We start from the raw sequence: 25073 nt of genomic DNA, 5'->3' as shown, positions 1-25073 counted from the left end.
CGCCCCGCACGCGCGGCGAACGGCCCCACAGCACACCCACCAGGACCGGCGAACCACGTGAGCTCCTCTTCCTCCACCAGCGGCCTGTCGCACCCCCAGGTGCGGCGGGGGAACCGTGGCGCTTATCGACTGGTGCGTACCCCGCCCGCTCGGGTGAATCCCCCTCGCATGGACGCCGCACAGCGCTCCGTGGTTGAGCACACGACCGGCCCGCTGCTGGTCCTCGCAGGTCCGGGCACCGGCAAGACCACCACCCTGGTCGAGTCCGTGGCCGCGCGGATCGCCCGTGGCGGGGACCCCGAGCGGATCCTGGTGCTGACGTTCAGCCGCAGGGCGGCCGTCGAGCTGCGCGACCGCATGGCCCTGCGCATCGGGGCCGCGCGCGCCCCGCAGGCGACCACCTTCCACTCGTTCTGCTACGCCCTGATCCGCGCCCACCAGGACAGTGACCTCTTCGTGGAGCCGCTGCGGCTGCTGTCGGGCCCCGAGCAGGACGTCACCGTCCGCGAGCTGCTCGCCGGCCAGGTGGACCTGGAGCGGCTCGGGCTCGCCCATGTGCGCTGGCCGGACGAGCTGCGCGCCTGCCTGACCACCCGCGGCTTCGCCGACGAGGTCCGCGCGGTACTCGCCCGCAGCCGCGAGCTGGGTCTCGGCCCCGGGGCCCTGGACGCCTTCGCCCGCCGCATCGGGCGCCCCGACTGGCGTGCCGCCTCCGCCTTCCTCGCCGAGTACCTCGACGTCCTCGACCTGCAGGGCGTCCTCGACTACGCCGAACTGGTCCACCGCGCGGTGCTCCTCGCCGGCCGCCCGGAGATCGCCGGACAACTGGCCGCGCGGTACGACGCCGTCTACGTCGACGAGTACCAGGACACCGACCCCTCCCAGGTACGGCTGCTGCGCGCCCTGGCCGGCGGCCGCACCCTCGTCGCCTTCGGCGACCCCGACCAGTCGATCTACGCCTTCCGGGGCGCGGACGTGGGCGGCATCCTGGAGTTCCCGCACGCCTTCCCCCGCGCGGACGGCCGCCCGGCCCCGGTCGAGGTGCTGCGCACCTCCCGGCGCTCCGGCGCCGCCCTGCTGGAGGCCACCCGGCGGGTGACCCGGCGCATGCCGCTGCCCCGCCTGCCCGCCGAGAAGGTCCGCGCCCACCGGGAGCTGACCCCGGACCGGGACGGCGGCCGGGTCGAGGTGTACACCTACCCGACGTCCGGCACGGAGCTGGACAACATCGCCGACATCCTGCGCCGGGCGCACCTGGAGGACGGCGTTCCCTGGAAGGACATGGCCGTCCTGGTCCGGGCCGGCGCCCGCACCCTCCCCGCCGTCCGCCGCGCGCTCACCTCGGCGGGCGTCCCCGTGGACGTCGACGGCAACGACCTGCCCCTGCGCCACGAACCCGCGGTGGCCCCGTTGCTGACGGCCCTGCGCGCGGTGGCGACGGCGGAGGCGGACGACCGGGAGGACGCGGAGCCCGGCCCCGAAGCGGAACCGTGCTGGCTCGACACCGAAACCGCCCTCACCCTGCTCACCTCCCCCCTCGCCGGCATGGACGCCGCCGATCTGCGCCGCCTCGGACGGGCCCTGCGCGAGGAGGAGCGGGCCGGGGGCAACCCGCTGCCGCCGCCCTCGGACGAACTGCTCGCGCGTGCGCTGGCCGAACCGGAACGGCTCGCCGTGCACGACCCCGCCTACGCGCGGGGCGCCCAGCGCCTCGGCGGCCTGCTGCGCCGCGCCCGCGAGCGCCTGGCGGGCGGCGGTACGGCCGAGGAGGCCCTGTGGGACCTGTGGGACGGCACACCGTGGCCCGGGCGCCTGGAGCGCGCCGTCCGGCGCGGCGGCGCGGCCGGCCGCAACGCCGACCGGGACCTCGACGCCGTGTGCGCGCTGTTCGCGACCGCCGCCCGCGCGGAGGAACGCACCGGCGGCCGGGGCACCCTGAACTTCCTGGAGGAGATCGAGGCCCAGGACATCGCCGCCGACACCCTCACCCGGCGCGCCGCCCGCCCCGACGCCGTGCGCCTGATGACCGCGCACCGCTCCAAGGGCCTGGAGTGGCGCCTGGTCGTCGTGGCCGGCGTCCAGGAGGGCCTGTGGCCGGACCTGCGCCGCCGCGGCTCCCTGCTGGAGGCCGACCGCATCGGCCGCGACGGACTCGCCGAACCGCTCACTCCCGGCGCGCTGCTCGCCGAGGAGCGCCGCCTGTTCTACGTCGCGGCCACGCGCGCGCGTGAACGGCTCGTCGTGACGGCCGTGAAGGCGCCCGCCGACGACGGCGACCAGCCCTCCCGCTTCCTGACCGAACTCGGCGTCGAGCCCAAGGACGTCACCGGCCGCCCGCGCCGCCCCCTGGCCGTCGCCGCGCTCGTCGCCGAACTGCGCGCCACGACGGTCGACCCCCGGGTCTCCGAGCCCCTGCGGGAGGCCGCCGCCCAGCGGCTGGCCCGGCTCGCCGCGCTCGCCGACGAGGACGGCCGCCCCCTGGTGCCGTCCGCGCACCCCTACCGCTGGTGGGGCATGTTCGAACCCACGGCGAGCAAGGTGCCGCTGCGCAACCGCGACCAGCCCGTCGTGCTCTCCGGCAGTGCCCTCGACCAGCTCGCCAACACCTGCGCCCTGCAGTGGTTCCTGGGCCGTGAGGTGAAGGCCGACGCGCCCGCGACCGCCGCCCAGGGCTTCGGCAACGTGGTGCACGTCCTCGCCGACGAGGTGGCCTCCGGGCACACCCCCGCCGACCTCGCCGTCCTCATGGAGCGCCTCGACTCCGTGTGGAACGCGCTCGCCTTCGACGCGCCGTGGAAGTCGGCGCAGGAGAAGGAGCACGCGCGCGTGGCGCTCGAACGCTTCCTCGAGTGGCACGTCATGGACCGCGCCGGACGCACCCCGGTGGCCAGCGAGCACGACTTCGACGTCACCCTCGAAGCGGGCGACTACGAGGTCCGCATCCGCGGCCAGATGGACCGCGTCGAGACCGACGGCGAGGGACGCGCGTACGTCGTCGACTTCAAGACCGGCAAGCAGGCGCCCAGCGCCAAGGAGGTGGAGCGCCACCCCCAGCTCGCCGTCTACCAGCTCGCCGTCGGGGAGGGCGCCGTCGACGACGTCTTCGACGGCGCGCGCCCCGAACCGGGCGGTGCCGAACTCGTCCAGCTGCGTCAGGGAGCCGCCAAGCGGGACGGCGGCGAGACCCTGCCCAAGGTCCAGGCCCAGGAGCCGCTGGAGGGGGAGTGGATCGGCGATCTGCTGGCCACGGCCGCCGGGAAGGTCCTCGACGAACGCTTCACCCCGACCGCGGGCCAGCACTGCGCCCACTGCGCGTTCCGGGCCTCGTGCAGCGCCCGGCCCGAGGGCCGGCACGTGGTCGAGTGACCGGAGTGACGCATCACACCACCCGCGCCGACCTGCGGTTCTCCGCTCCCGGACCGTTCTGACGGCCCCCGCTGTCAGCGCCCGCCGCTAGATTCTGCGTGTGCCCGCTCGTATCACCGATGCCGATCAGCTCAAGGAGCTCCTCGGCATTCCGTTCACCCCGGAGCAGACGGCCTGCATCATCGCGCCGCCCGCCCCGCAGGTGATCGTGGCCGGAGCCGGGTCGGGCAAGACGACGGTGATGGCGGCCCGCGTGGTGTGGCTGGTCGGCACCGGCCAGGTCGCCCCCGAACAGGTACTCGGCCTCACCTTCACCAACAAGGCCGCCGGCGAACTCGCCGAACGCGTCCGCAAGGCACTGATCAAGGCCGGCGTCACCGACCCCGACGCCATCGACCCGGACAACCCCCCGGGAGAGCCCGTGATCTCCACGTACCACGCCTTCGCGGGCCGCCTCCTGACCGATCACGGACTGCGCGTCGGCCTCGAACCGACCTCCCGCCTCCTCGCCGACGCCACCCGCTACCAGCTCGCCGCGCGGGTCCTGCGCGAGGCCCCCGGCCTCTACCCGGCGCTCACCCGCTCCTTCCCCGACCTGGTCGGCGACCTCCTCACCCTCGACGGCGAGCTGGCCGAACACCTCGTACGGCCCGAGGACCTGCGCGCCCACGACGCCGAGCTGCTGCGCACCCTGGAGAACACCAGGCTCACCAACGCCGACCTGCGCAAGGTCCCCGAGGCGGCCGCCGCGCGGCGCGAGCTCGCCGACCTCGTGCTGCGCTACCGGGCCGCCAAACGCGAACGCGACCTGCTCGACTTCGGCGACCAGATCGCCCTGTCCGCCCGGCTCGCCGCCCTCCCCGAGGTGGGCCGCGTCCTGCGCGACGAGTTCCGCGTGGTCCTCCTCGACGAGTACCAGGACACCTCCGTCGCCCAGCGCGTCCTGCTGGCCGGCCTGTTCGGCGGCGGCACCGGCCACCCCGTGACCGCAGTCGGCGACCCCTGCCAGGCGATCTACGGCTGGCGCGGCGCCTCCGTCGCCAACCTCGACGACTTCCCCGAGCACTTCGCCCACGCCGACGGCCGCCCCGCCACCCGCCAGTCGCTCAGCGAGAACCGCCGCAGCGGCGGACGCCTCCTCGACCTCGCCAACGGCCTCGCCGAGCCGCTGCGCGCCATGCACGCGGGCGTGGAGGCCCTCCGTCCGGCCCCCGGCGCCGAACGCGACGGCACCGTCCGCTGCGCCCTGCTGCCCACCCACGCGGAGGAGATCGACTGGATCGCCGACTCCGTCGCCCACCTCGTGAACACCGGCAAGGCACCCGGCGAGATCGCCGTGCTGTGCCGCACGGCCGGCGACTTCGCCGAGATCCAGGGCGCCCTGGTCGCCAGGGACGTCCCCGTCGAGGTGGTCGGCCTGTCCGGGCTGCTGCACCTGCCCGAGATCGCCGACCTCGTCGCCGTCTGCGAGGTCCTCCAGGACCCCGGCGCCAACGCCTCCCTCGTACGGCTGCTGACCGGCCCGCGCTGGCGCATCGGCCCCCGCGACCTCGCCCTGCTGGGGCGGCGCGCACGACGGCTCGTCTCCCACGCGCGCGTGGACGGCGACGACGACCCCGACCGGCGGCTCGCCGAAGCCGTCGAGGGCGTCGACCCGGCCGAGGTGATCTCGCTCGCCGACGCCCTCGACACCTTCCTGGAGACACCGCTGGACGGCCGCGGGGACGACGACGGCCTGCCCTTCTCACCGGACGCCCGCGTACGCTTCGCCCGCCTGGCCACCGAACTGCGCGACCTGCGCCGCTCCCTCGCCGACCCCCTCATGGACGTCCTGCACCGCGTCCTCGCCGTCACCGGCCTGGAGGTCGAACTCTCCGCGTCCCCGCACGCCCTGGCCGCCCGCCGACGCGAGACCCTCTCCAACTTCCTCGACATCGCCGCGTCCTTCGCCGCCGGCGACAACGAGGCCACCCTGCTCGCCTTCCTCGCCTTCCTGCGCACCGCCGCCCAGTACGAGAAGGGCCTCGACAACGCGCTGCCCGGCGGCGAGAACACCGTCAAGGTCCTCACCGCGCACAAGTCCAAGGGCCTCGAATGGGACGTCGTCGCCGTCCCCGGACTGGTCACCGGCACCTTCCCCAGCAGCCAGGGCCGCGAGAAGTGGACCGCGCAGGGCAAGGTGCTGCCGCACGGACTGCGCGGCGACGCCGACACCCTGCCCGACGTCGAGTCCTGGGACTCCCGCGGCCTGAAGGCCTTCCACGAGGCCATGAAGGACCACCAGCACACCGAGGAACTCCGCCTCGGCTACGTCACCTTCACCCGCCCCCGCTCCCTGCTCCTCGGCTCCGGCCACTGGTGGGGGCCCAGCCAGAAGAAACCGCGCGGCCCCTCCGAATTCCTCCACGCCCTCTACCAGCACTGCGCCGCCGGACACGGCGAGATCGAGGCGTGGGCCGACGAGCCCGCCGAGGGCGAGGAGAACCCCGCCCTGCACCGGACCGGCGACGACCAGGTGTGGCCCCTGCCCCTCGACGACGCAGCCCTCGCCCGCCGCCGCGCGGCCGCCGACACCGTCCTCGCCCACCTCCACCGCCTCGCCGCCCACCCGGACGGCCCCGCCACGGCCGTACACGACCCCGACACCCACGACGACCCGGACTGGCCGCCACCGCCCGACGACGAGGACCCCCTCCCCGAGGAGGACCCCTTCGCGGACGCCGGCCCGGACGACTGGGACTCCTGGAGCACCGACCGCCCCACCGTCCCGCACCAGGCGACGGCCCCGGAACCCGCCGCACACCCCGGTCCGGCGGAGCCGTCCCACCCGCCGAGACCCCGTCTCACCCCCGAAGAGGCCCGCACCGTCGCCTCCTGGGACCGCGACCTCGACGCCCTCACCGGAGAGCTCCTGCACCTCCGCGAGAGCGTCACCGAGGTGCGGCTGCCCGCCTCGCTGACCGCCTCCGAGCTGCTGCGCCTGGCCGCCGACCCGGACGGCCTCGCCCAGGAACTGGCCCGCCCCATGCCCCGCCCGCCGCAGCCCGCCGCGCGCCGCGGCACCCGCTTCCACGCCTGGGTCGAGGCACGCTTCGAGGAACTGACCCTGCCCATGCTCGACCCGGACGAACTGCCCGGCAGCGACGCCGAGATCTCCGACGAACGCGACCTGGAGGCCCTCAAGGAGGCCTTCGAGCGCACCGAGTACGCCCACCGCACCCCCCACCGCGTGGAGGCCCCCTTCCAGCTGTCGATCGCCGGCCGCGTCGTCCGCGGCCGCATCGACGCCGTCTACCGGAAGGACGACGGGGACGGGACGACGTACGAGATCGTCGACTGGAAGACCGGCCGCGACCGCACCGCCGACCCGCTCCAGCTCGCCGTCTACCGGCTCGCCTGGGCCGAACAGCAGGGCGTCCCCCTGGAGACCGTCACGACCGCGTTCCTGTACGTACGCACCGGTGAGATCGTCCGCCCCGGCCCCCTGCCCGGCCGCGCGGAGCTGGAGCGGCTGCTGCTCGGGGAGCCGCCCGGTGAGATACCGCACTCCGAGGACACCGGCGCGGGCCGATAGGCTCGAGGACATGAGCCAGCCCGTTGACACTGCCGTCAGCGCCGTCCGTACGTACATCGCACAGCACCGCGTCGCCTTCCTCGACGACCTCACCGAGTGGCTGCGCATCCCGTCCGTCTCGGCCCAGCCCGACCACGCGCCCGACGTGCGCCACAGCGCCGACTGGCTCGCCGCCAAACTCAAGGAGACCGGCTTCCCGACCGCCGAGGTCTGGCCCACCCCCGGCGCCCCGGCCGTCTACGCAGAATGGCCCTCCGCCGACCCCGGGGCACCCACCGTGCTGGTCTACGGCCACCACGACGTGCAGCCCGCGGCCCGCGAGGACGGCTGGGACAGCGAGCCCTTCGAACCCGTCGTCCGGAACGGCCGCCTCTACGCGCGCGGCGCGGCCGACGACAAGGGCCAGGTGTTCTTCCACACCCTCGGCGTCCGGGCCCACCTCGCCGCCACCGGCCGCACCACCCCGGCCGTCCACCTGAAACTGCTGATCGAGGGCGAGGAGGAATCCGGCTCCCCGCACTTCCGCGCGCTCGTCGAAGAGCACGCGGACCGGCTCACCGCCGACGCCGTGATCGTCTCCGACACCGGCATGTGGTCCGAGGACACCCCCACCGTCTGCACCGGCATGCGCGGCCTCGCCGAGTGCGAGATCCGGCTGTACGGCCCCGACCAGGACATCCACTCCGGTTCCTTCGGCGGCGCGGTGCCCAACCCGGCCACCGCCGCCGCCCGCCTGGTGGCCGCCCTGCACGACGAGCACGCGCGCGTGGCGATCCCCGGCTTCTACGACGGTGTCGTCGAGCTCACCGACCGCGAACGCGAACTCTTCGCCGAACTGCCCTTCGACGAGGAGCGGTGGCTGCGCACCGCCAAGTCCCACGGCACCCGGGGCGAGGAGGGATACAGCACCCTGGAGCGCATCTGGGCCCGCCCCACCGCCGAGGTCAACGGCATCGGCGGCGGCTACCAGGGCCCCGGCAGCAAGACGATCATCCCGTCCTCCGCCATGGTGAAGCTGTCCTTCCGCCTGGTCGCCGGCCAGGACCCCGAGCACGTGCGCGAGGCCGTCACCGCCTGGGTGCCCGGACAGCTGCCCGACGGCATCCGCCACGAGATCACCTTCAGCCCCGCCACCCGCCCCTGCCTGACACCACTGGACCACCCGGCCCTGCAGTCCGTGGTCCGCGCGATGGGCCGCGCCTTCGGCACACCCGTCCGCTTCACCCGCGAGGGCGGCTCCGGACCGGCCGCCGACCTCCAGGACGTCCTCGGCGCACCGGTGCTGTTCCTCGGGATCTCCGTCCCGTCCGACGGCTGGCACGCCCCCGACGAGAAGGTCGACCTGGACCTGCTCCTCAAAGGCGTCGAGACCAGCGCGTACCTGTGGGGCGACCTCGCCGAGCACTGGCGGCACGCCCCCTGACCTCGCACACCGTCCGAACCGGACGCCCGCGCGGGGCACACTGGAAGGGACCCGCCGCCGCGCCCCGCAGGACCCGGTCCCTCCCGCCGCACGTCCCGCCGAACCGCCCGCCGACCCGATCCGTTCCCCCGGGGGAGTTGGAAGCACCCGTGACCACCTGGACCGACCACACCGCCGACCGACCCATCTCTCTCACCGCCCCGAGCGGCATCGACCGCGCCGCCCACCACCGGCTCGACGAGGCATGGCTCGCGGCGGCGTGGAGTCACCCCTCGACCCGCTGCTTCGTGGTCTCCGGCGGCCAGGTCCTCATCGACGAGACGGCGGACGGGCGTACCGAACTCGTCATGACCCCGTCCTTCGAGGCCCCGCTCACCGAGGCCCACCGCTACTTCCTGGGCATCGACGACGAGGGCGTCAGCTACTTCGCCCTCCAGAAGGACTCCCTGCCCGGCCGCATGGACGACTCCGCCCGCCCGGCGGGCCTGCGCGAGGCGGGACTGCTCCTGTCACAGCGCGAGGCCGGCCTGATGGTGCACGCGGTCGCCCTGGAGAACTGGCAGCGGCTGCACCGCTTCTGCTCCCGCTGCGGCGAGCGCACCGTCATCGCCGCCGCCGGCCACATCCGCCGCTGCCCCGCCTGCGGCGCCGAGCACTACCCGCGCACCGACCCCGCGGTGATCATGGCCGTGGTCGACGACCAGGACCGCATCCTGCTCGGCCGCCAGGTCCACTGGCCCGAGGGCCGCTTCTCCACGCTCGCCGGATTCGTCGAGCCGGGGGAGTCCATCGAGCAGTCGGTGCGCCGCGAGGTCCACGAGGAGGTCGGCATCGGCGTCGGCGAGGTCGAGTACGTCGCCAGCCAGCCCTGGCCCTTCCCGTCCAGCCTCATGCTGGGCTTCACCGCCCGCGCCATCACGACCGAGATCGACGTCGACGGCGACGAGATCCACGAGGCCCGCTGGTTCTCCCGCGACGAACTCGGCGCCGCCTTCGAGTCCGGCGAGGTGCTCCCGCCCTACGGCATCTCGATCGCGGCCCGTCTGATCGAGCGCTGGTACGGCAAGGACCTGCCGACCCGCAGCGCCTTCTGACCGGACGCCCAGCGCTCCGACGGGGCCCCGACGCCGAGCCGTCGGGGCCCCGTCCCGTGCACCGGCTACGCTGTCGGGCCGGGCGGAGCCGTAGCGCAGAGGTCGTCGCGCGCGGTCTCCCACACCGCGAGGACGCCGGTTCGAATCCGGCCGGTTCCGCCCTCCCCGCACCCCCGAAGACACGTCGGCCCCCTCCGGTGACCTCGACCGGAGGGGGCGCGGCGCCGGGGAACGTCAGACCGCGAGGGCCTGCTTCACCTGGGCGAGACTCGGGTTCGTCATCACGACCTCGTCGCCACCGGCGGAGGGGACCACCCGTACCGTGGGCACCGTCTGGTTTCCGCCGTTCGCCTTCTCCACGAAGGCCGCGGAGTCCGGGTCCTGCTCGATGTTGATCTCGGTGTACGCGATGCCCTCACGGTCCAGCTGGCTCTTCAGCCGACGGCAGTAGCCGCACCACGTGGTGCTGTACATCGTCACAGTGCCCTGCATGCCTCTCGCGCTCCTTCGGCGGCTCGGGGGAAGTCCTCGTCGTGGGAGGAACGTACCCGAGAGCGCCGGCATTCCCGCCGGGCGGCCGCACGGGCCCCAGGTGATGCCCGCCGCATTAGTACGACTACGGGGGCCTCCCTGTGGACAACCGGCTCGCCTGTCTCCGGCGACCTGGCAGCATGGCTGTGTGACAGCAGCAACGCACTCCACTCTCTTCCCGCGGGTACCGGACTCGGCCGACGCGGTGCTCGAAGGGCTCGACCCCGAGCAGCGCGCCGTGGCCACCGCCCTGCAGGGTCCGGTGTGCGTGCTGGCGGGCGCCGGCACCGGCAAGACCCGGGCGATCACCCACCGGATCGCCTACGGGGTGCGCGCGGGCATCCTCCAGCCCTCCAGCGTGCTCGCCGTCACCTTCACCAACCGCGCCGCCGGGGAGATGCGCGGCCGGCTGCGCCAGCTCGGTGCCGTCGGCGTCCAGGCCCGCACCTTCCACTCCGCGGCGCTGCGCCAGTTGCAGTACTTCTGGCCGAAAGCGATCGGCGGTTCCCTGCCCCGGCTCGTCGACCGCAAGATCCAGCTGGTCGCCGACGCGGCCGCCGCCTGCCGCATCCGGCTGGACCGGGGTGAGCTGCGGGACGTCACCGCGGAGATCGAATGGTCCAAGGTCACCCAGACGGTCCCGGCCGACTACGCGGCCGCCGCCGCCAAGGCCGGCCGGGAGTCGCCCCGTGACCCCGCCGAGATCGCCCAGCTCTACTCCGCCTACGAGGACCTCAAGCGCGAGCGCGCCGTCATCGACTTCGAGGACGTGCTGCTGCTGACCGTCGCCGTCCTGCAGGACCGGCACGACATCGCCGATCAGGTCCGCGCCCAGTACCAGCACTTCGTCGTCGACGAGTACCAGGACGTCAGCCCGCTCCAGCAGCGGCTGCTGGAGCTGTGGCTCGGCGAGCGGGAGAACCTGTGCGTGGTCGGCGACGCGAGCCAGACGATCTATTCGTTCACGGGCGCAACCCCCGACCACCTGCTCGACTTCCGCACCCGTCATCCCGGGGCCACCGTCGTCAAGCTGGTCCGCGACTACCGCTCGACCCCCCAGGTCGTCCGCCTGGCGAACGGCCTGCTCGCCCAGGCCCGTGGCCGGGCCGCCGACCACCGGCTGGAACTGGTCTCCCAGCGCGCCGCGGGAACCGAACCGGTCTTCACCGAGTACCCCGACGAGCCCGCCGAGGCGGAAGGTGCCGCCCGCCGCATCCGTGAACTGATCGACGCCGGGGTCCCGGCGAGCGAGATCGCCGTCCTGTTCCGGACGAACGCCCAGTCCGAGACCTACGAGCAGGCCCTCGCCGATGTCGGCGTGCCCTACCAGTTGCGGGGCGCCGAGCGGTTCTTCGACCGCCCCGAGGTGCGCAAGGCCGGCATCGCCCTGCGCGGCGCGGCCCGCTTCGGCGGCAACGACGCCCTCCTCGACGACGCCCCCGACCTGCCCTCCCAGGTGCGCGCCGTGCTCTCGGGCGAGGGCTGGACGACCCAGCCGCCGGCCGGCTCCGGAGCGGTCCGGGAACGCTGGGAGTCACTGGCCGCGCTGGTGCATCTCGCCCAGGACTTCGCCGCCGCCAGACCCGGCGCCACCCTCGCCGACCTCGTCGCCGAACTCGACGAGCGGGCCGGCGCCCAGCACGCCCCGACCGTGCAGGGCGTCACCCTCGCCTCGCTGCACTCGGCCAAGGGCCTGGAGTGGGACGTCGTCTTCCTGGTCGGCGTCGCCGAGGGCATGATGCCGATCACCTACGCAAAGACCGACGAGCAGATCGAGGAGGAGCGCCGCCTCCTCTACGTCGGTGTCACCCGCGCCCGTGAGCGCCTCCAGCTCTCCTGGGCGCTCTCCCGTTCGCCCGGCAGCCGGCCGAACCGCCGCCCCAGCCGCTTCCTCCACGGACTGCGCCCCGGCTCGAACGCCGCCGCGGGCCGGGGCGGCGCGGCCGGCGCGGGAGGTGTGGAGCGCGGCTCGTCCGGGACGGCGTCCGCCTCGGTCGTCCCGGGGCCGAGACGCGGACAGCGCAGCCCCGCCCGCTGCCGGGTGTGCGGCCGCACGCTGACCGACGCGGGCGAGATGAAGCTGATGCGCTGCGAGGACTGCCCCACGGACATGGACGAGGGCCTGTACGAGCGGCTCCGTGAGTGGCGCGCCGGTCAGGCGGGGCGCAGCGGGCAGCCGGCCTTCTGCGTCTTCACCGACAAGACGCTGATGGCCATCGCCGAGACGGTCCCCGACGACGAGCACGCACTGGCCAGGATCCCCGGGGTGGGGATGCGCAAGCTGGGGCGCTACGGAGCCGATGTTCTGGCCATCTGCGCAGGTCGTGACATCGACGAGGAACGGGATCAGGACTGATCCGAACTCGTCGGAAAAATAGTTTGCGCATGCCCCGGCAATCCCCATAGGTTCTTAGGCACGGGGACGGCGGCCTTCTCCAAGGCCCCGATTCCGTGTTGTACTTGCATATCCGCGGACCGGTTCACCCCGGTCCCCTAGACGCCGAGAGGAGGCGAGTCCAGTGATCAGCATCAACACCAGCTCCATCGTCAAACTGACCGATCGCTCGGCCGTCTCCCTGTGCATGCTCGGCGCCTCGAACCAGGGCACCGGTCTGTCCGGCATCCATGCCGCACGTCTGGTGTCCTCCCTCGCTCCCGCGGCTCCTGCCGTCCGTGAGCGCGATGAGCGACCGACCAAGGCACTGGAAGCGGTAGTGGCACAGGCCAAGGCCTATGCCTTTGCGGCGGCCGGTGCCGGATTCCGGAAGCAGACGACGCAGCACCACCTGATGTGGGCCTTCCGTGGGCCAGAACCCTGGAGTGATCCAGCCTGATGCGATCAGGCCGGCGCCTTCAGGGCCGCGGAACCCCATCCGGGATCCGCGGCCCTTCTGTTTTCCCTCAAGCGGGGAGAGCGAAGCGCCTCGGGACAAGAAAAGAACCCGGTACCAGCCGCCACCCGGCCAACAGGCCGGAAACGACCAGACGAGGAAGACGAACCGTGCAACTCGAAGCGCACGTCCCGTCCGTACCGCCTTCCGACACGATCCCCAAGCCCTGCTCCACGGAGGACCCGACCTTGACTCCGCTCACCGCGCTCACCGCGCTCGACGACGCCATCGAGAACCTCGGCGTGCCCGTCCCGTGCCGCTCCTACGACCCGGAGGTCTTCTTCGCCGAGTCGCCGGCGGACGTCGAGTACGCCAAGTCCCTCTGCCGCACCTGCCCGCTGATCGAGGCCTGCCTCGCCGGCGCCAAGGAGCGGCGTGAGCCCTGGGGCGTCTGGGGCGGCGAGCTGTTCGTCCAGGGAGTTGTCGTCGCCCGCAAGCGGCCGCGTGGCCGCCCGCGCAAGAACCCGGTCACGGCATGAACACCCCAGGAACGATCGACCGCCCCCTCACGCACGACCCCCAGAAGCAGGCCCCGATGATGCCGTCCGCTCAGGAGCCCGCAGGCTCCGCGACCGAAGACTTCACCACCAGCGGTGCGAACGACTCGCACCAGAACAGGACCCGAGAGATGCAACTCATCCCAGAAGCCCTGGCCCGTGCGCATATGCACGAGCGACTGCAGGAGGCGCAGCGGGAGCGCCAGGCCACCGGCCTGGTGACCGCTCGCCGGATGCAGCGCCGGGCCGAGCGCGCCTCCCGGCGCGCCCGCCGCGCGCTCGCCATGGCGGTCATGCAGTAACCGATCCCACCTGAAGCGGTGGCCTCCCCAGCCGGAGGCACAGCTCTCCCCGCGGGGGCCGGTCCGTGCGAACGGACCGGCCCCCGCGGTGTGTTCGTACCGGGCGGGCCGTCGGGAACGGCGTTATCGTCGCCGGGTGACGAGTCATCCCGGTGGCGGCGACGACGACGGCTCCGCGGCGGAGCCGGAGCCGCTGGTGTGCGCCCGCTGCGGCACCCGCGCCGAGGGGCCGCGGCCGACCTGGACCTTCTCCGTGGAGGACGGCGCCCGCCGTCACTACTGCGAGGCGTGCTCCCGCGACAACCTGCGGGCGATCGAGGGCCGTCTGGACTCGCAGTGGTGGTAGCGGCCGGCAGGCGAAGCGCCCGCCGCGTCCGTCATGCCCGGGCGGCCGGTTCCTCCGCCGCCGGTTCCTCCGGGACGAAACCCGGCAGCCACTCCTCCAGCTCCTCCCGCAGCCGCACCGTCGCACCGAGCTGGCAGAGCACGCCGATCGTGCTCAGGGTCACCCGGTGGATCAACAGGTAGGCCGGGGGAAGGTTGAGCTGCTTGGCCAGCTGGGAGGCGGGGGATCGGGGGTCGGCTATCCGGGCTGCCTGGCTCCGCATCCAGCCGCGGGTGAAGGTGAACTCGTCGGCCGCGGCCGGCTCGATGATCGGCAGGAGGTAGTCGAGGACGGCGTCGGGGTCCAGCTCGATCGACTCCTTGACGAAGCCTTCGGCGCAGAGCATCTCGTAGACGGCCTCCGCCTCTCCGTCCAGCGTCATCCGCAGGGCCTCGCCGATGGGCTCGGGCAGCCCGCCCGGGAGCCGGTCGACGGTGCCGAAGTCCAGCACGCCCAGACGCCAGTCGTCCTCGCCCTGCGGCCCGCCGGGCAGCAGACGGAAGTTGCCGGGGTGCGGGTCGGCGTGCAGCAGACCGGTGCGGGCGGGACCGGAGAACAGGAAGCGGGCCAGGAGCTGGCCGGCCCGGTCGCGCTGTGCCTCCGTGCCGTCCGAGATGATCTCCGACAGCGGTATGCCGTCCATCCACTCGGTGATCAGCACCTGCTCGCACTGGTGGACCACATCCGGCACGACGACGTCGGGGTCGTCCGTGAACTCCTCGGCGTGGGTCCGCTGGGCCTGGGCCTCCAGGCCGTAGTCCAGCTCTTCGGAGACCCGGTCCTTGAGCTCCGTGATCAGCGGCTTGACGTCCATGCCGGGGATGAGCGGACCCAGCAGACGGGCGAAGCGGCTCAGCTGGTTCAGGTCGGACAGCAGGGCCTCGCCGGCGCCCGGGTACTGCACCTTGACCGCCACCTCGCGGCCGTCGTGCCACACCGCCCGGTGCACCTGGCCGATCGAGGCCGCGGCGGACGGCTTGTCCTCGAACTCCAGGAACAGCTCCTGCCAGCCTTCGCCCAGCCGCTCCGCCAGCACCGCGTGGACGGTACGGGTGGGCATCGGCGGGGCTGCCTCCTGCAGCTTGGTCAGCGCCGCCCGGTAGGGACCGGCGACCTCCTCCGGCAGGGCCGACTCGAAGACCGACAGGGCCTGGCCGAACTTCATCGCGCCGCCCTTGAGTTCGCCGAGCACCTTGAAGAGCTGCTCGGCGGTGCGCTGCTGGAGCTCGCGGCCGACAAGTTCCGCGGACTCGCCCACGATCCGCTTGCCGAGTCCCCAGGTAGCCCGCCCGGCGAAGCCGAGCGGGAGCGCGGCCAGTTTGGCGGTCCGGGTGACCGCCTTCCGGGGAAGATCAGACATGCGCCCTCCAAGTCCCTGCCGGCCGCTTCGCGTCCGCCTTGCGGCGCCACTCCTCCGACGGCCCGTGCACGGCCATTGTCTCGTGCGACCCCCCGTCCCCGGGGGTGTGTTCTCCCTTACCTTTTTCCGGACCTTTGCGTGCGGCGCCGCACGGACAGGCCGGGTGCGGCCGGACCGGACGCGCATGCCAGCGCAGAGCGGGAAGGGAGACCTCCCAGCGTGCGCCGGCGCTGGACGGAATCCGGCCGTCCAGGAAGGCGAGCGCGTGGGCGGCCGCCAGCCCGGCCACCGTCGTGGCCAGCGTCAGATCGCAGGCGCCCACCCGGCGCTGCCGCCCGGAGCGCCACTGGGCGGCCAGGCGCGGCCAGGCCGGGTCCCGGTCGGTGCGGTCCTGCTGGAGACAGCCCGCACAGCTCGTCTCGCCGGGCAGGACCAGCGGGCCGACCACACCGGTCCCCTCCACGACACCGGCGTAGAGATGGGGTGTGCCCGAGGACACGAGGGTTTCGGCGGCCGCCGGGTCGGGCGCGTGCACGGCGACGTCGTCCCGCGGGGCGAGGACGACCAGACCGAGTCCGGGGTCGCCCCCTTCGAGGGGAGACCGGGCGGTCCGGCGCGGCGGGCGGTCCGGGGCGGCCCGGCGTACCGCGCGGCGGGCCGCCTCGTCCCTGCGGTCGCCGACGGCCTCGGCGGGCAGCCCGCCCGGCACGACGTCCCACGGCTCGACCTGCCCGACGTCACGCACGTCGACCTCGCCCACTCCGGCCCCCGACAGCAGCGCCGCGAGGGTGGCGCCCACCCGGCCCGCGCCTCTCACCCGCACCCGCGCACTGCGGCGCGCCGCCAGCCGGCGCAGCGGATCGCCCGGTCCTGAGGTGGTCAGGGCGAGGGACGCCAGGTCCGGACGGAGCCGGTCGAGGACCTCCGGTTTCTCCCGCAGGGCCTCGGCGGCCGGTCCGCCGCCGCGCGAGTCGTCCAGCAGCCCGGCCCGCGACAGCCGGCGTACCAGCCGGTCGACATGGCCATCGGGCAGGTCCATGCGCCGTGCCTCCTCCCGCAGGAGCTCCAGCCCGCGGGTGCCGTTGAGCAGGTCGAGGAAGCTGCCCGTGGCCGTGTCCACCGGGCCCAGCGTCAACGCGTGCGCCGGCGTCATCCCGAACTGCACGGTGTTGAGATCGCGCCATCCGCGCCGCAGCGCGGGCTTGACCATCGGATGCATGACAGGCCCCCGTATGTCCCGGATCGTCCCCGTTGGGCGGTCGAGCCCTTCGTGGCTCGTCCGACGCATGCCAGCATGCCGGGACGGGCCGGAGGCCGCCGAAAGTTGTCCACAGGCGGCGGGATTCATCGTACAAATCCGGCGCCCGGTGGGGGATCACCGTGGAACCGTCCCGGAGCCAAGACTTCCCCGTGTGCAGCGGGTACCGTCGGGGCGTGCCCGCCGACCCACTGCACCGCGCCGGAAAGTCACAGCGCAGCACGACGAGCCAGCCGACGAACGGCTCACGGGCGAGCGCGATCGAGGTCCGCAGGAGCGCCCGCCGCCGCAGAACGGTCTCCGCGTACCGCGAGGGCGATCGCACCGTCGTGCTCATCCCCGCCCGGATGTCCGAGGCGGAGGAGCAGCGCTGGGTGACCGTCATGCTCGACAAACTGGCCGCACAGGAGAGCAGGCGGACCCTCGGGGACACGGAGCTGGCCGAGCGCGCCCGGCGGCTGTCCGAGCAGTACTTCGGCGGGCGGGCCCGGCCCGCCTCGGTGCGCTGGGTCACCAACCAGAACACGCGCTGGGGCTCGTGCACCCCGTCCGACGGAAGCATCCGGCTGTCGCACCGGCTGCAGGGCATGCCCGAGTACGTCGTCGACTACGTCCTCTGCCATGAGCTGGCGCACCTGCTGGTGCCCGGGCACGGCCCGCGTTTCTGGCGGCTGCTGGAGGCGTATCCGAAGACCGAGCGGGCCCGTGGCTATCTCGAAGGGGTGGTCGCGGCCGAGCGGCTGCCGCATGTGCCGGGTGCGCGCAATGCGTGAGCGCCTGCCCGAGGTGAGCGCAGGGTAGGCCCGCGCGTGCGTTGTGTACCGGGTCTGTACCGACTTCACCGGGTGTCCGAATTTGCCGTTAGCCTGGCGCGACGCACTCACACTCGGGATGGGGGACGGTCGTACGTATGGCCAGGGAATTCCAACGCGGCCACAAGGCCAGGATCAGTGACCTCACGGCGGGGACGGATCTGTACGTAGGTGTGCAGATCTCCGGCCCGGGGCTGACCTTCGACATCAGCTGCTTCGGTCTCGACGCCGACGAACGGCTCTCCGACGACCGTTACTTCATCTTCTACAACCAGCCGAAGTCCCCCGAGGAGTCCGTTCAGCTCCTGGGTGCCCAGGCGGGCGACACCGAGTCGTTCCGCGTGACGCTGGACCGGATCCCGCAGCAGATCAGGAAGCTGTCCTTCACGGCGACCCTCGACGGCGCCGGACAGATGTCACAGGTCGGTCCCGGGTACATCCGTATCGTCGCGGGCGGCGAGGAAGTGGCCCGGTACCCGTTCAGCGGTTCGGAGTTCTCCACCGAGCGGGCCGTGATGCTGGGTGACTTCTACTTCAAGGACGTCTGGCGGTTCGCCGCCGTCGGACAGGGCTTCGACGGCGGGCTCGACGCGCTGCTGCGGAACTTCGGCGGCGAGGTGGCCGAGGACGAGCCGGCCGCCCCCCAGCAGCAGCCGGGGGCCGACGGAGCCGCGCCCGGTTTCGCCCCGCCCGCCCAGGCCACCGCGCCGCCCGCGTTCGGCGTACCAGGCGGAGCCGCGCCGGCCCCGGCTCCCGCCCCGGCCCCGGCTCCCGCGCCTGCTCCGGCCCCCGCGCCCCAGCCCGCCGCACAGGGCTTCGCGCCGCCGCCGGCCCCCGCGCCTTCCGCGCCGCCGGTGCACACCGCGCCGACCATCGTCGCCCCCATGCACACCCCGCCCGGTGGCTCCCCGGTGCCGCCCCCGGCGCCGGCGCCCGCGCCCTACGGCCAGCCGGGCCAGCAGCCGCCGCCGTACGGTCAGCCCGTCCCGCCGCCCCAGGGCTACGGACAGCCCCAGGCACCCCAGGCACCCGCCCCGCCGCCCGGCTACGGACAGCCCACGCCCCCTCCGGGCTACGGTCAGCAGCCCCCGCCCGGACAACCGCCGGGTCAGCAGGCCCCGTACGGGGCGCCCCAGGGCGCTCCCCAGGGCGCACCGCAGAGCCCCGGCGTGCTCGGCGCGCTCCAGCAGTTCAGGGAGACGCCCACCGGGCAGCGCTGGACCCAGCAGAACAAGAAGCTGGTCCGCGTCGACCTGGGCATCGGCGGACAGCCCGTGCTGGCCCGGCAGGGCAGCATGGTGCTCTACCAGGGCAAGGTCGACTTCAGCTACAAGGGCGCCGGCTTCTCCGGCCGCATCGTCGGCAACGCCACCGGCCAGGAGATGCAGCTGATGCGCTGCACCGGCCAGGGCCAGGTGTTCTTCGCCGAGAACTCCACGATGCTGCACCCGATCGAGCTCCAGGGCGACGCCGTCTGCGTCTCCGCCGAGAACGTCCTCGCCTTCGACGAGAGCCTGCAGTACGAGGTCCGCCGCATCGAGGGGCACGGCATCCCCGGCGGCGCGCTGTTCACGATGCAGTTCCAGGGGACCGGCACCATCGTCGTCAAGACGCACGGCATCCCCGTGGTGCTGCCGGTCACGCCCACCACGTTCGCCGACTGCAACGCCGTGGTCGCCTGGTCGGCCGCCTCCCAGGTGGTCGTCTCCAGCCAGGTGCGGATGCGTCGCAACTCCTACCCGGGCGACACGGGGGAGAGCGTGAACCTCCAGTTCAGGGGCGCACCCGGCAACTTCATCGTCGTCCAGCCGTACGAGATCTAAAGGGAGCCCGTCATGAACCAGCCACTCGCGGGCTACGCCCCCGCCCCCGTCACCGCCCGCATGGAGAACCACGGCAACCACATGGCGAAGATCGCCATGCAGACCGGGAACGACCTCCTCGCGCGCGTGGGATCGATGGTCGCCTACGAAGGGTTCGTCCAGTACGAGCCCAACCCGCCCGCCGTGCGCCAGATCGCCAAGGACTGGCTCACCGGTGAGGGCGCGCCGCTGATGAAGTGCTCCGGCGACGGCCTGCTCTACCTCGCCGACTACGGCGCCAACGTCGTCGTGATCAACCTCAACGGCGACGGCATCTCCGTCAACGCCACCAACCTGCTCGCCTTCGACGCCCACCTCACCTGGGGCGTGGAGCGGGTCAAGGGCCTGGCGAAGTTCGCCGGACAGGGCCTGTGGAACACCAAGATCTCCGGGCAGGGCTGGGTCGCGCTGACCTCGCGCGGCAAGCCGATCGTCGTGGACTGCGGTGGTGGCGACGACGAGACGTACGTCGACCCGGACGCCCTCGTCGCCTGGTCCCCGAACCTCAAGGTGAAGGGCAAGCGCAGCTTCCGGGCGCAGTCGCTGATCGGCCGCGGCAGCGGAGAGGCCTACCAGATGGCCTTCTCCGGTCAGGGCATCGTCGTCGTCCAGCCCAGTGAGGACAGCACCGACCGTCTCCGGGTCCGGGGCTGAGGGGGAGCAACCACACCATGCAGAGCCCGCTTTTCGCCCACAACGACCAGCAGACCCAGGAACGCTGGAGCCTGCAGAACAAGCAGATGCTCCGCGTCGCCCTGGAGGGCCACGACGACATCCTGGCCCGCAAGGGCACGATGGTCGCCTATCAGGGACTCGTCGAGTTCGACGCCGAGTACCAGAGCAACGAGCAGTCACGCGCGCGTGCGCACACCGGTGAGGGCCTGGACCTGATGCGCTGCCACGGGCAGGGCACGGTCTACCTCGCCAACCTCGCCCAGCGCATCCACGTCATGGAGGTGGAGCAGGACGGGCTGACGGTCGACAGCAGCTATGTGCTCGCGATGGACTCCTCGCTGCACCACGAGGTGATCGCCGTCGACAGCCTGTACGGCATCTCCGGCTCCGGGAAGTACCAGCTCAACATCACCGGCAACGGCAGGGTCGCCCTGATGACCTCGGGCATGCCGCTGCTGATGCGGGTGACGCCGGACAAGTACGTCAACTGCGACGCCGACGCGATCGTCGCCTGGTCCACGTCCCTGCGCGTGCAGATGCAGGCCCAGACCCACTCCTCCGGGGTGTGGCGGCGCCGCGGCAACACCGGTGAGGGCTGGGAGCTCAGCTTCATGGGCAGCGGCTTCGCGCTCGTCCAGCCCAGCGAGCTGCTGCCGCCGCAGAACGCCCAGATCGGCTCGGGCGCCGCCGCCCAGTACGGCATGGGACAGCAGGGGGCCCGCGGCCAGAACCAGGGCAACGTCTGGAGCTGAACGCACAGGTGAGGGGCGGCCGCATGGACGGCCGCCCCTCACCCCTGTGTCAGACGCCCAGTCTCGTCCGGGTCGCTTCCACCAAACGGGTGACCGAGGTGTCGGCCATGTCCGGCACCTCGTCGTACGGGAACCAGCGCAGGTCGAGGGACTCGTCGCTGATCGCCTCGACGGCTCCGGACGGCGCCAGCGCCGCGTACTGGACGTCCAGGTGCCAGGCACACGGCGTGTGATGACGGTCCAGACGCACGGGGCCACCGGGGACCAGGGTCAGTCCCGCGATGCCGGACTCCTCCGTCGCCTCCCGCAGGGCCGCCGCCGAGAGCGAGACGTCGTCCGGCTCGCAGTGCCCGCCCATCTGGAGCCACATCCGCAGCTTCCGGTGCAGGGTCAGCAGCACCCGGCCCCGCTCGGGATCGATCACCAGGCCGCTCGCCGTGATGTGCCCGTCCGCACAGGCCTTCCACATGCCGTCCGGATGCGCCGCGAGATGGTCCAGATAGGTCTGGCGCAGTTCGGGCTGGTCCTCGTACCCCTTGAGCACGAGGACCGCGTCGTCGTGAAGGCTCACTCGGCGTCGTCGCCCTTGTTCTCGTCCTCGTCCTTCTTCTTGAGGTCGGGCTTGCCGGCGGCCTCGCCGAGCATCTTGTCCAGCTCGGAGAAGTCGATCTGCTCGCGGTGCACGAACCCGTCCGGGTCGTCCAGGTCGGTCGCCGTCGGCAGCATGTCCGGGTGCGCCCACAGGGCGTCCCGGCCGTCGACCCCGCGCGCGTCGGTGAGCGAGGCCCACAGGCGCGAGGCGTCGCGCAGCCGGCGCGGGCGCAGCTCCAGACCGATCAGCGTGGCGAACGTCTGCTCCGCCGGGCCACCCGAGGCGCGGCGGCGGCGCAGCGTCTCGCGCAGCGCGTCGGCCGACGACAGCCGCGGCTTGGCCGCGGCGTGCACCACGGCGTCCACCCAGCCCTCGACGAGCGCCAGCGCCGTCTCCAGACGGGCCAGGGCCGCCTTCTGCTCCGGCGTGTCCTCCGGCTGGAACATGCCCTGCTGGAGGGCCTCCTGCAGCTGCTCGGGGTTCTGCGGGTCGAACTGGCCGACGACGTCCTCGAGCTTGCCGGTGTCGACCTTGATCCCGCGCGCGTAGCCGTCCACGGCACCGAACAGGTGCGAGCGCAGCCACGGGACGTGCGCGAACAGGCGCTGGTGGGCGGCCTCGCGCAGGGCGAGATACAGCCGCACCTCCTCCCGGGGGACGCCCAGGTCCTTGCCGAACGTCTCGATGTTCAGCGGCAGCAGCGCGGCCCGGCCGGCCGGACCCAGCGGCAGGCCGATGTCGGACGAGCCGACGACCTCACCGGCGAGCACGCCGACGGCCTGCCCGATCTGCGTGCCGAACATGGCGCCGCCCATGGAGCGCATCATGCCGATCAGCGGGCCGGCCATGGCCTGCATCTCCTCCGGCAGCACATCGCCCATCGCGTTCCCGACGCGCTCGGCCACCGGGTCGACCAGCTCCCGCCACGCCGGAAGGGTGGCCTCCACCCACTCCGCGCGGCTCCAGGCCACGGCGGAGCTGGCGCCCGACGGCAGGGAGGTCGCGTCGTCCAGCCACAGGTCGGCCAGACGGACCGCTTCCTCCACGGCCCTGCGGTCGGCGGGCCCGACGCTCGCGTCCTTCGAGCCCTCCGCGGTGCCCTGCGAGACGGTCTGCCGGGCGATCTGCTTGGCCATGTCCCAGTTCACCGGCCCGCCCTCGTAGGAGAGCATCTGGCCGAGCTGCTGGAACGCCGCGCCCAGGTCGTTGGGGTTCAGCGACCCGAACATCGCGGCGAACGGATTGTCCGCGCCAGGGCCGCCAAAGCCTCCGGCTCCGGGCATGCCGAAGCCGAACGGGTTGGCCGGGCCCTGACCACCACCGCTCTGCGGGTCCTTCTTCTTGCCCTCGTCGCCGTCGTCCGGCTCCTCCGGCGGAAGGCCGAATCCGAATGGGGTGTCACTCACGGGTTTCCTCGGCTGGTAGGGCCACCGGTTCTTTCCGGCGGCACGGCTGCCCGACAACACCACCCAGCGTAGACACCTGAAGCGGTTCGGGCCTCGGTGCTTCGCCGACAGAAGGCCTGCGGCAGGATGGATGCCACCTGGTACGTACGCGTCGCTCGCGCCCGTACTGAAGACAACCGCTGGAGACGCCCGGTGAGTTCCCCAGATCCACAGGTTCGCGCAGCGCGAAACAAGTCAGCCCACCCGTCGCCCGACCACAGCCCCTCGACGACGACGCTTCGCGCCGGCAGAACGACTGCGGCGCGCGGGCCCGTCGTCGCGGTCACCGGTGCCGCGTCCGGCATCGGCGCGCTGCTCACCGCGCGGCTCGCCGCCTCGGAGGAGATCAAGCAGGTCATCGCCATCGACGAGCGGCGCGGCGAGTGCGCCGAGGCGCGCTGGCACATCCTGGACGTACGGGACCCGGCCATCGCGGACAAGCTGCGCGGGGCCGACGCGGTGGTCCATCTCGCGCTCGACCTCGATCTGGAGACCGATGCCGCCGCCCGGACGGCCTACAACGTGCGGGGCACGCAGACGGTGCTGACGGCCGCCGCGGCCGCCGGGGTGCACCGCGTGGTGCTGTGCACGTCGACGATGGTCTACGGGGCGCTGCCGGACAACGAGCTGCCGCTGTCCGAGGACGCGGAGCTGCGGGCCACGGCGGAGGCCACGGGGGTCGGCGACCTCCTGGAGATCGAGCGGCTCGCGCGCCGGGCGCCCAGGGCGCACCCGGGGCTCAACGTCACCGTCGTGCGCCCCGCCGTACTGGTGGGAGGCACCGACACCGCGCTGACCAGGTACTTCGAGTCGCCCAGGCTGCTCGTGGTGGCCGGGTCGCGGCCCGCGTGGCAGTTCTGTCACGTCCAGGATCTGTGCAGCGCCCTGGAGTACGCCGTCCTGGAGAAGGTCGACGGTGAGCTGGCCGTCGGCTGTGACGGATGGCTGGAGCAGGAGGAGGTCGAGGAGCTCAGCGGGATCCGGCGGATGGAGCTGCCGTCGGCGGTCGCGCTCGGCGCGGCGGCCCGGCTGCACCGGATCGGGCTCACCCCCTCCCCGGCCGGGGACCTGGCCTACACGATGTACCCCTGGGTGGTGAGCGGGAGCCGGCTGCACGACGCCGGGTGGCGGCCCGCGCACACCAACGAGGAGGTGCTCGCGGAGCTGCTGGAGGAGGTGTCCGGCAGGCACACGGTCGCCGGCCGGCGACTGGGGCGCAAGGACGCGACGGCGGCGGGCGCCGCGGGAGCGACGGTGGCCCTGCTGGGCGCGGCCGCGGTGGTACGACGGGCGCGCAAGGCCCGGCGCCGGATCTGACGTGCCTCCTGCGGGGGCCGCCTCCGGCAGGAAACCCTCTCCTGTAGGAAGCTCCGAACGGGCACGCGCGCGTGCCGGGCGATGACGCTGTTCCGCGTTGTCGCCGGGGTGGGGCACGATGGAGACATGGCATCCATGCACGATCACCCGGGTGAGCAGGCCGCACAGGACCCGGTCAAGCTGATCTCGATCCGCGACACGCCGCTGTCCGTGGACGAGGTCCTCCACGCGGTCGGGGACGACGCGGCCGGCGGGACGGCGCTGTTCGTCGGGACCGTGCGCAACCACGACGGGGGCGCCGACGTCGACGAACTCGGCTATTCGTGCCACCCCAGCGCCGAGGACGAGATGCGGCGGATCGCCGAGAAGGTCGCCGCCGAGTACCCCGTCCGGGCGCTGGCCGCCGTGCACCGGGTGGGAGACCTCCGGATCGGTGACCTCGCCGTGGTCGTCGGCGTGTCGTGCCCGCACCGGGGGGAGGCCTTCGAGGCCTGCCGGAAGCTGATCGACGACCTCAAGCACGAGGTGCCCATCTGGAAGCACCAGCGGTTCTCCGACGGGACCGAGGAATGGGTCGGCGCCTGCTGAGGCGGTCATGACAGTGCCCGGACCTCCGGTTGCGTAACCCCACCCCTGGCGTGAGCGTTGTCACTGCGGATGGTTAATCTGCTGATCAGTCAGTGTTGCGGACGCTCATGGGGTTGGGAGGTCGGCATGGCGGCGCTCGCCTGGTTGCTGATTCCGCTGATGGCCGCGATCGGAGCGGGACTGTGGGGCGGTTGGGCCAACCGCACCCGCAAGGTGCGGAGCGACGGCCCCGAACTCATCGGTTACGCCCGGTTCCGCGAGGCCATGGAAAAGCCGCGCTCGGGTAGCTGAGGACCAAAGAACAGCAGGTCACTGCGTACGAAGCGAGCAGGGCCGCCCGTCCGGGCGG

At 73.0% G+C, this 25073-nt stretch carries 21 protein-coding genes and 1 tRNA gene; 17 read left to right on the top strand and 5 right to left on the bottom strand.

What is annotated here, in order from left to right:
• Positions 1 to 57 precede the first annotated feature (57 nt).
• The 5 genes from ACZ62B_RS05135 (at position 58) to ACZ62B_RS05115 (ending at position 9616) form a co-directional block, all read left to right on the top strand.
• On the top strand, positions 58 to 3366 hold the full coding sequence (locus tag ACZ62B_RS05135; RefSeq protein ID WP_469689303.1) for an ATP-dependent helicase: 3309 nt from the start codon (positions 58 to 60) through the stop codon (positions 3364 to 3366).
• Between the two features lie 100 nt (positions 3367 to 3466).
• On the top strand, positions 3467 to 6940 hold the full coding sequence (locus ACZ62B_RS05130; protein ID WP_344569082.1) for an ATP-dependent DNA helicase: 3474 nt from the start codon (positions 3467 to 3469) through the stop codon (positions 6938 to 6940).
• Between the two features lie 10 nt (positions 6941 to 6950).
• On the top strand, positions 6951 to 8363 hold the full coding sequence (locus tag ACZ62B_RS05125; protein WP_344569080.1) for a dipeptidase: 1413 nt from the start codon (positions 6951 to 6953) through the stop codon (positions 8361 to 8363).
• Between the two features lie 149 nt (positions 8364 to 8512).
• On the top strand, positions 8513 to 9457 hold the full coding sequence (nudC, locus tag ACZ62B_RS05120; protein ID WP_344569078.1) for an NAD(+) diphosphatase: 945 nt from the start codon (positions 8513 to 8515) through the stop codon (positions 9455 to 9457).
• 84 nt (positions 9458 to 9541) lie between these two features.
• A tRNA-Gly gene (locus tag ACZ62B_RS05115) sits at positions 9542 to 9616 on the top strand.
• A 75-nt stretch (positions 9617 to 9691) separates the two neighbouring features.
• Here the strand turns inward: ACZ62B_RS05115 and ACZ62B_RS05110 are convergent.
• Positions 9692 to 9949: a mycoredoxin gene (locus tag ACZ62B_RS05110; protein ID WP_073932358.1), complete on the bottom strand. Its 258-nt coding sequence runs from the start codon at positions 9947 to 9949 to the stop codon at positions 9692 to 9694.
• 103 nt (positions 9950 to 10052) lie between these two features.
• On the opposite strand from ACZ62B_RS05110, the gene ACZ62B_RS05105 reads away from it, so the two are divergent.
• From ACZ62B_RS05105 to ACZ62B_RS05085, 5 genes are all read left to right on the top strand, one after another.
• On the top strand, positions 10053 to 12344 hold the full coding sequence (locus ACZ62B_RS05105) for an ATP-dependent DNA helicase UvrD2 (RefSeq protein ID WP_468719338.1): 2292 nt from the start codon (positions 10053 to 10055) through the stop codon (positions 12342 to 12344).
• A 163-nt stretch (positions 12345 to 12507) separates the two neighbouring features.
• Positions 12508 to 12822, top strand: a complete 315-nt coding sequence (locus tag ACZ62B_RS05100) for a hypothetical protein (RefSeq protein WP_085574754.1) — start codon at positions 12508 to 12510, stop codon at positions 12820 to 12822.
• Between the two features lie 167 nt (positions 12823 to 12989).
• Positions 12990 to 13358 carry a WhiB family transcriptional regulator gene (locus tag ACZ62B_RS05095; RefSeq protein WP_311709085.1) on the top strand — a complete coding sequence of 123 codons (369 nt, stop codon included), beginning with the start codon at positions 12990 to 12992 and terminating at the stop codon, positions 13356 to 13358.
• The gene (locus tag ACZ62B_RS05090; protein WP_344569070.1) at positions 13355 to 13678 is read left to right on the top strand and encodes a hypothetical protein; all 324 of its coding nucleotides are present in this window, start codon (positions 13355 to 13357) and stop codon (positions 13676 to 13678) included. The genes ACZ62B_RS05095 and ACZ62B_RS05090 overlap by 4 nt, the downstream gene beginning before the upstream one ends.
• A gap of 136 nt (positions 13679 to 13814) precedes the next feature.
• On the top strand, positions 13815 to 14024 hold the full coding sequence (locus ACZ62B_RS05085) for a hypothetical protein (RefSeq protein WP_344569068.1): 210 nt from the start codon (positions 13815 to 13817) through the stop codon (positions 14022 to 14024).
• 31 nt (positions 14025 to 14055) lie between these two features.
• Here the strand turns inward: ACZ62B_RS05085 and ACZ62B_RS05080 are convergent, their stop codons facing one another.
• Positions 14056 to 15423 (bottom strand): ABC1 kinase family protein, encoded by a 1368-nt coding sequence (locus tag ACZ62B_RS05080; RefSeq protein WP_344569066.1) that lies wholly within the window; start codon positions 15421 to 15423, stop codon positions 14056 to 14058.
• Positions 15416 to 16642 carry a TOMM precursor leader peptide-binding protein gene (locus tag ACZ62B_RS05075; RefSeq protein WP_469689302.1) on the bottom strand — a complete coding sequence of 409 codons (1227 nt, stop codon included), beginning with the start codon at positions 16640 to 16642 and terminating at the stop codon, positions 15416 to 15418. Before ACZ62B_RS05075 ends, ACZ62B_RS05080 begins: the two co-directional genes overlap by 8 nt.
• 215 nt (positions 16643 to 16857) lie before the next feature.
• Between ACZ62B_RS05075 and ACZ62B_RS05070 the strand changes: the two genes are divergently transcribed.
• The 4 genes from ACZ62B_RS05070 (at position 16858) to ACZ62B_RS05055 (ending at position 20782) form a co-directional block, all read left to right on the top strand.
• On the top strand, positions 16858 to 17454 hold the full coding sequence (locus ACZ62B_RS05070; protein ID WP_344569060.1) for a M48 metallopeptidase family protein: 597 nt from the start codon (positions 16858 to 16860) through the stop codon (positions 17452 to 17454).
• A 137-nt stretch (positions 17455 to 17591) separates the two neighbouring features.
• Positions 17592 to 19316, top strand: coding sequence for a TerD family protein (locus ACZ62B_RS05065; protein ID WP_469689301.1), 1725 nt, complete (start codon positions 17592 to 17594; stop codon positions 19314 to 19316).
• A gap of 12 nt (positions 19317 to 19328) precedes the next feature.
• Positions 19329 to 20009, top strand: coding sequence for an AIM24 family protein (locus tag ACZ62B_RS05060; protein ID WP_073932368.1), 681 nt, complete (start codon positions 19329 to 19331; stop codon positions 20007 to 20009).
• A 17-nt stretch (positions 20010 to 20026) separates the two neighbouring features.
• Positions 20027 to 20782, top strand: a complete 756-nt coding sequence (locus ACZ62B_RS05055) for an AIM24 family protein (RefSeq protein WP_344569056.1) — start codon at positions 20027 to 20029, stop codon at positions 20780 to 20782.
• Between the two features lie 49 nt (positions 20783 to 20831).
• Here ACZ62B_RS05055 and ACZ62B_RS05050 read toward each other — a convergent pair whose 3' ends face one another.
• Positions 20832 to 21353, bottom strand: coding sequence for an NUDIX hydrolase (locus ACZ62B_RS05050; RefSeq protein WP_344569054.1), 522 nt, complete (start codon positions 21351 to 21353; stop codon positions 20832 to 20834).
• Positions 21350 to 22780 (bottom strand): zinc-dependent metalloprotease, encoded by a 1431-nt coding sequence (locus tag ACZ62B_RS05045; protein ID WP_344569053.1) that lies wholly within the window; start codon positions 22778 to 22780, stop codon positions 21350 to 21352. Before ACZ62B_RS05045 ends, ACZ62B_RS05050 begins: the two co-directional genes overlap by 4 nt.
• A 192-nt stretch (positions 22781 to 22972) precedes the next feature.
• Between ACZ62B_RS05045 and ACZ62B_RS05040 the strand changes: the two genes are divergently transcribed.
• From ACZ62B_RS05040 to ACZ62B_RS05030, 3 genes are all read left to right on the top strand, one after another.
• Positions 22973 to 24136: an SDR family oxidoreductase gene (locus ACZ62B_RS05040; protein WP_344569052.1), complete on the top strand. Its 1164-nt coding sequence runs from the start codon at positions 22973 to 22975 to the stop codon at positions 24134 to 24136.
• A gap of 126 nt (positions 24137 to 24262) precedes the next feature.
• A complete protein-coding gene (locus tag ACZ62B_RS05035; RefSeq protein WP_344569051.1) occupies positions 24263 to 24724 on the top strand; it encodes a molybdenum cofactor biosynthesis protein MoaE in 462 nt (153 codons plus the stop codon).
• Between the two features lie 126 nt (positions 24725 to 24850).
• Complete coding sequence (locus ACZ62B_RS05030; RefSeq protein WP_344569050.1) at positions 24851 to 25015, top strand: hypothetical protein; 165 nt, start codon at positions 24851 to 24853, stop codon at positions 25013 to 25015.
• The last annotated feature ends 58 nt before the right edge of the window (positions 25016 to 25073 follow it).

This window comes from Streptomyces sp. NPDC053426, assembly GCF_055585405.1.
The sequence above is the reverse complement of the archived record's forward strand: the minus strand, read 5'-3'. Positions and strand labels throughout refer to the sequence as shown.

Bases quoted from the DNA above. Each gene is read 5' to 3' on its own strand.
- ACZ62B_RS05125 (WP_344569080.1), top strand. From the start codon at position 6,951: ATGAGCCAGCCCGTTGACACTGCCGTCAGCGCCGTCCGTACGTACATC.
- ACZ62B_RS05110 (WP_073932358.1), bottom strand. From the start codon at position 9,949: ATGCAGGGCACTGTGACGATGTACAGCACCACGTGGTGCGGCTACTGC.
- ACZ62B_RS05105 (WP_468719338.1), top strand. From the start codon at position 10,053: ATGCCCGCCGCATTAGTACGACTACGGGGGCCTCCCTGTGGACAACCG.
- ACZ62B_RS05090 (WP_344569070.1), top strand. From the start codon at position 13,355: ATGAACACCCCAGGAACGATCGACCGCCCCCTCACGCACGACCCCCAG.
- ACZ62B_RS05080 (WP_344569066.1), bottom strand. From the start codon at position 15,423: ATGTCTGATCTTCCCCGGAAGGCGGTCACCCGGACCGCCAAACTGGCC.
- ACZ62B_RS05075 (WP_469689302.1), bottom strand. From the start codon at position 16,642: ATGCATCCGATGGTCAAGCCCGCGCTGCGGCGCGGATGGCGCGATCTC.
- ACZ62B_RS05065 (WP_469689301.1), top strand. From the start codon at position 17,592: ATGGCCAGGGAATTCCAACGCGGCCACAAGGCCAGGATCAGTGACCTC.
- ACZ62B_RS05060 (WP_073932368.1), top strand. From the start codon at position 19,329: ATGAACCAGCCACTCGCGGGCTACGCCCCCGCCCCCGTCACCGCCCGC.
- ACZ62B_RS05055 (WP_344569056.1), top strand. From the start codon at position 20,027: ATGCAGAGCCCGCTTTTCGCCCACAACGACCAGCAGACCCAGGAACGC.
- ACZ62B_RS05035 (WP_344569051.1), top strand. From the start codon at position 24,263: ATGGCATCCATGCACGATCACCCGGGTGAGCAGGCCGCACAGGACCCG.
- ACZ62B_RS05030 (WP_344569050.1), top strand. From the start codon at position 24,851: ATGGCGGCGCTCGCCTGGTTGCTGATTCCGCTGATGGCCGCGATCGGA.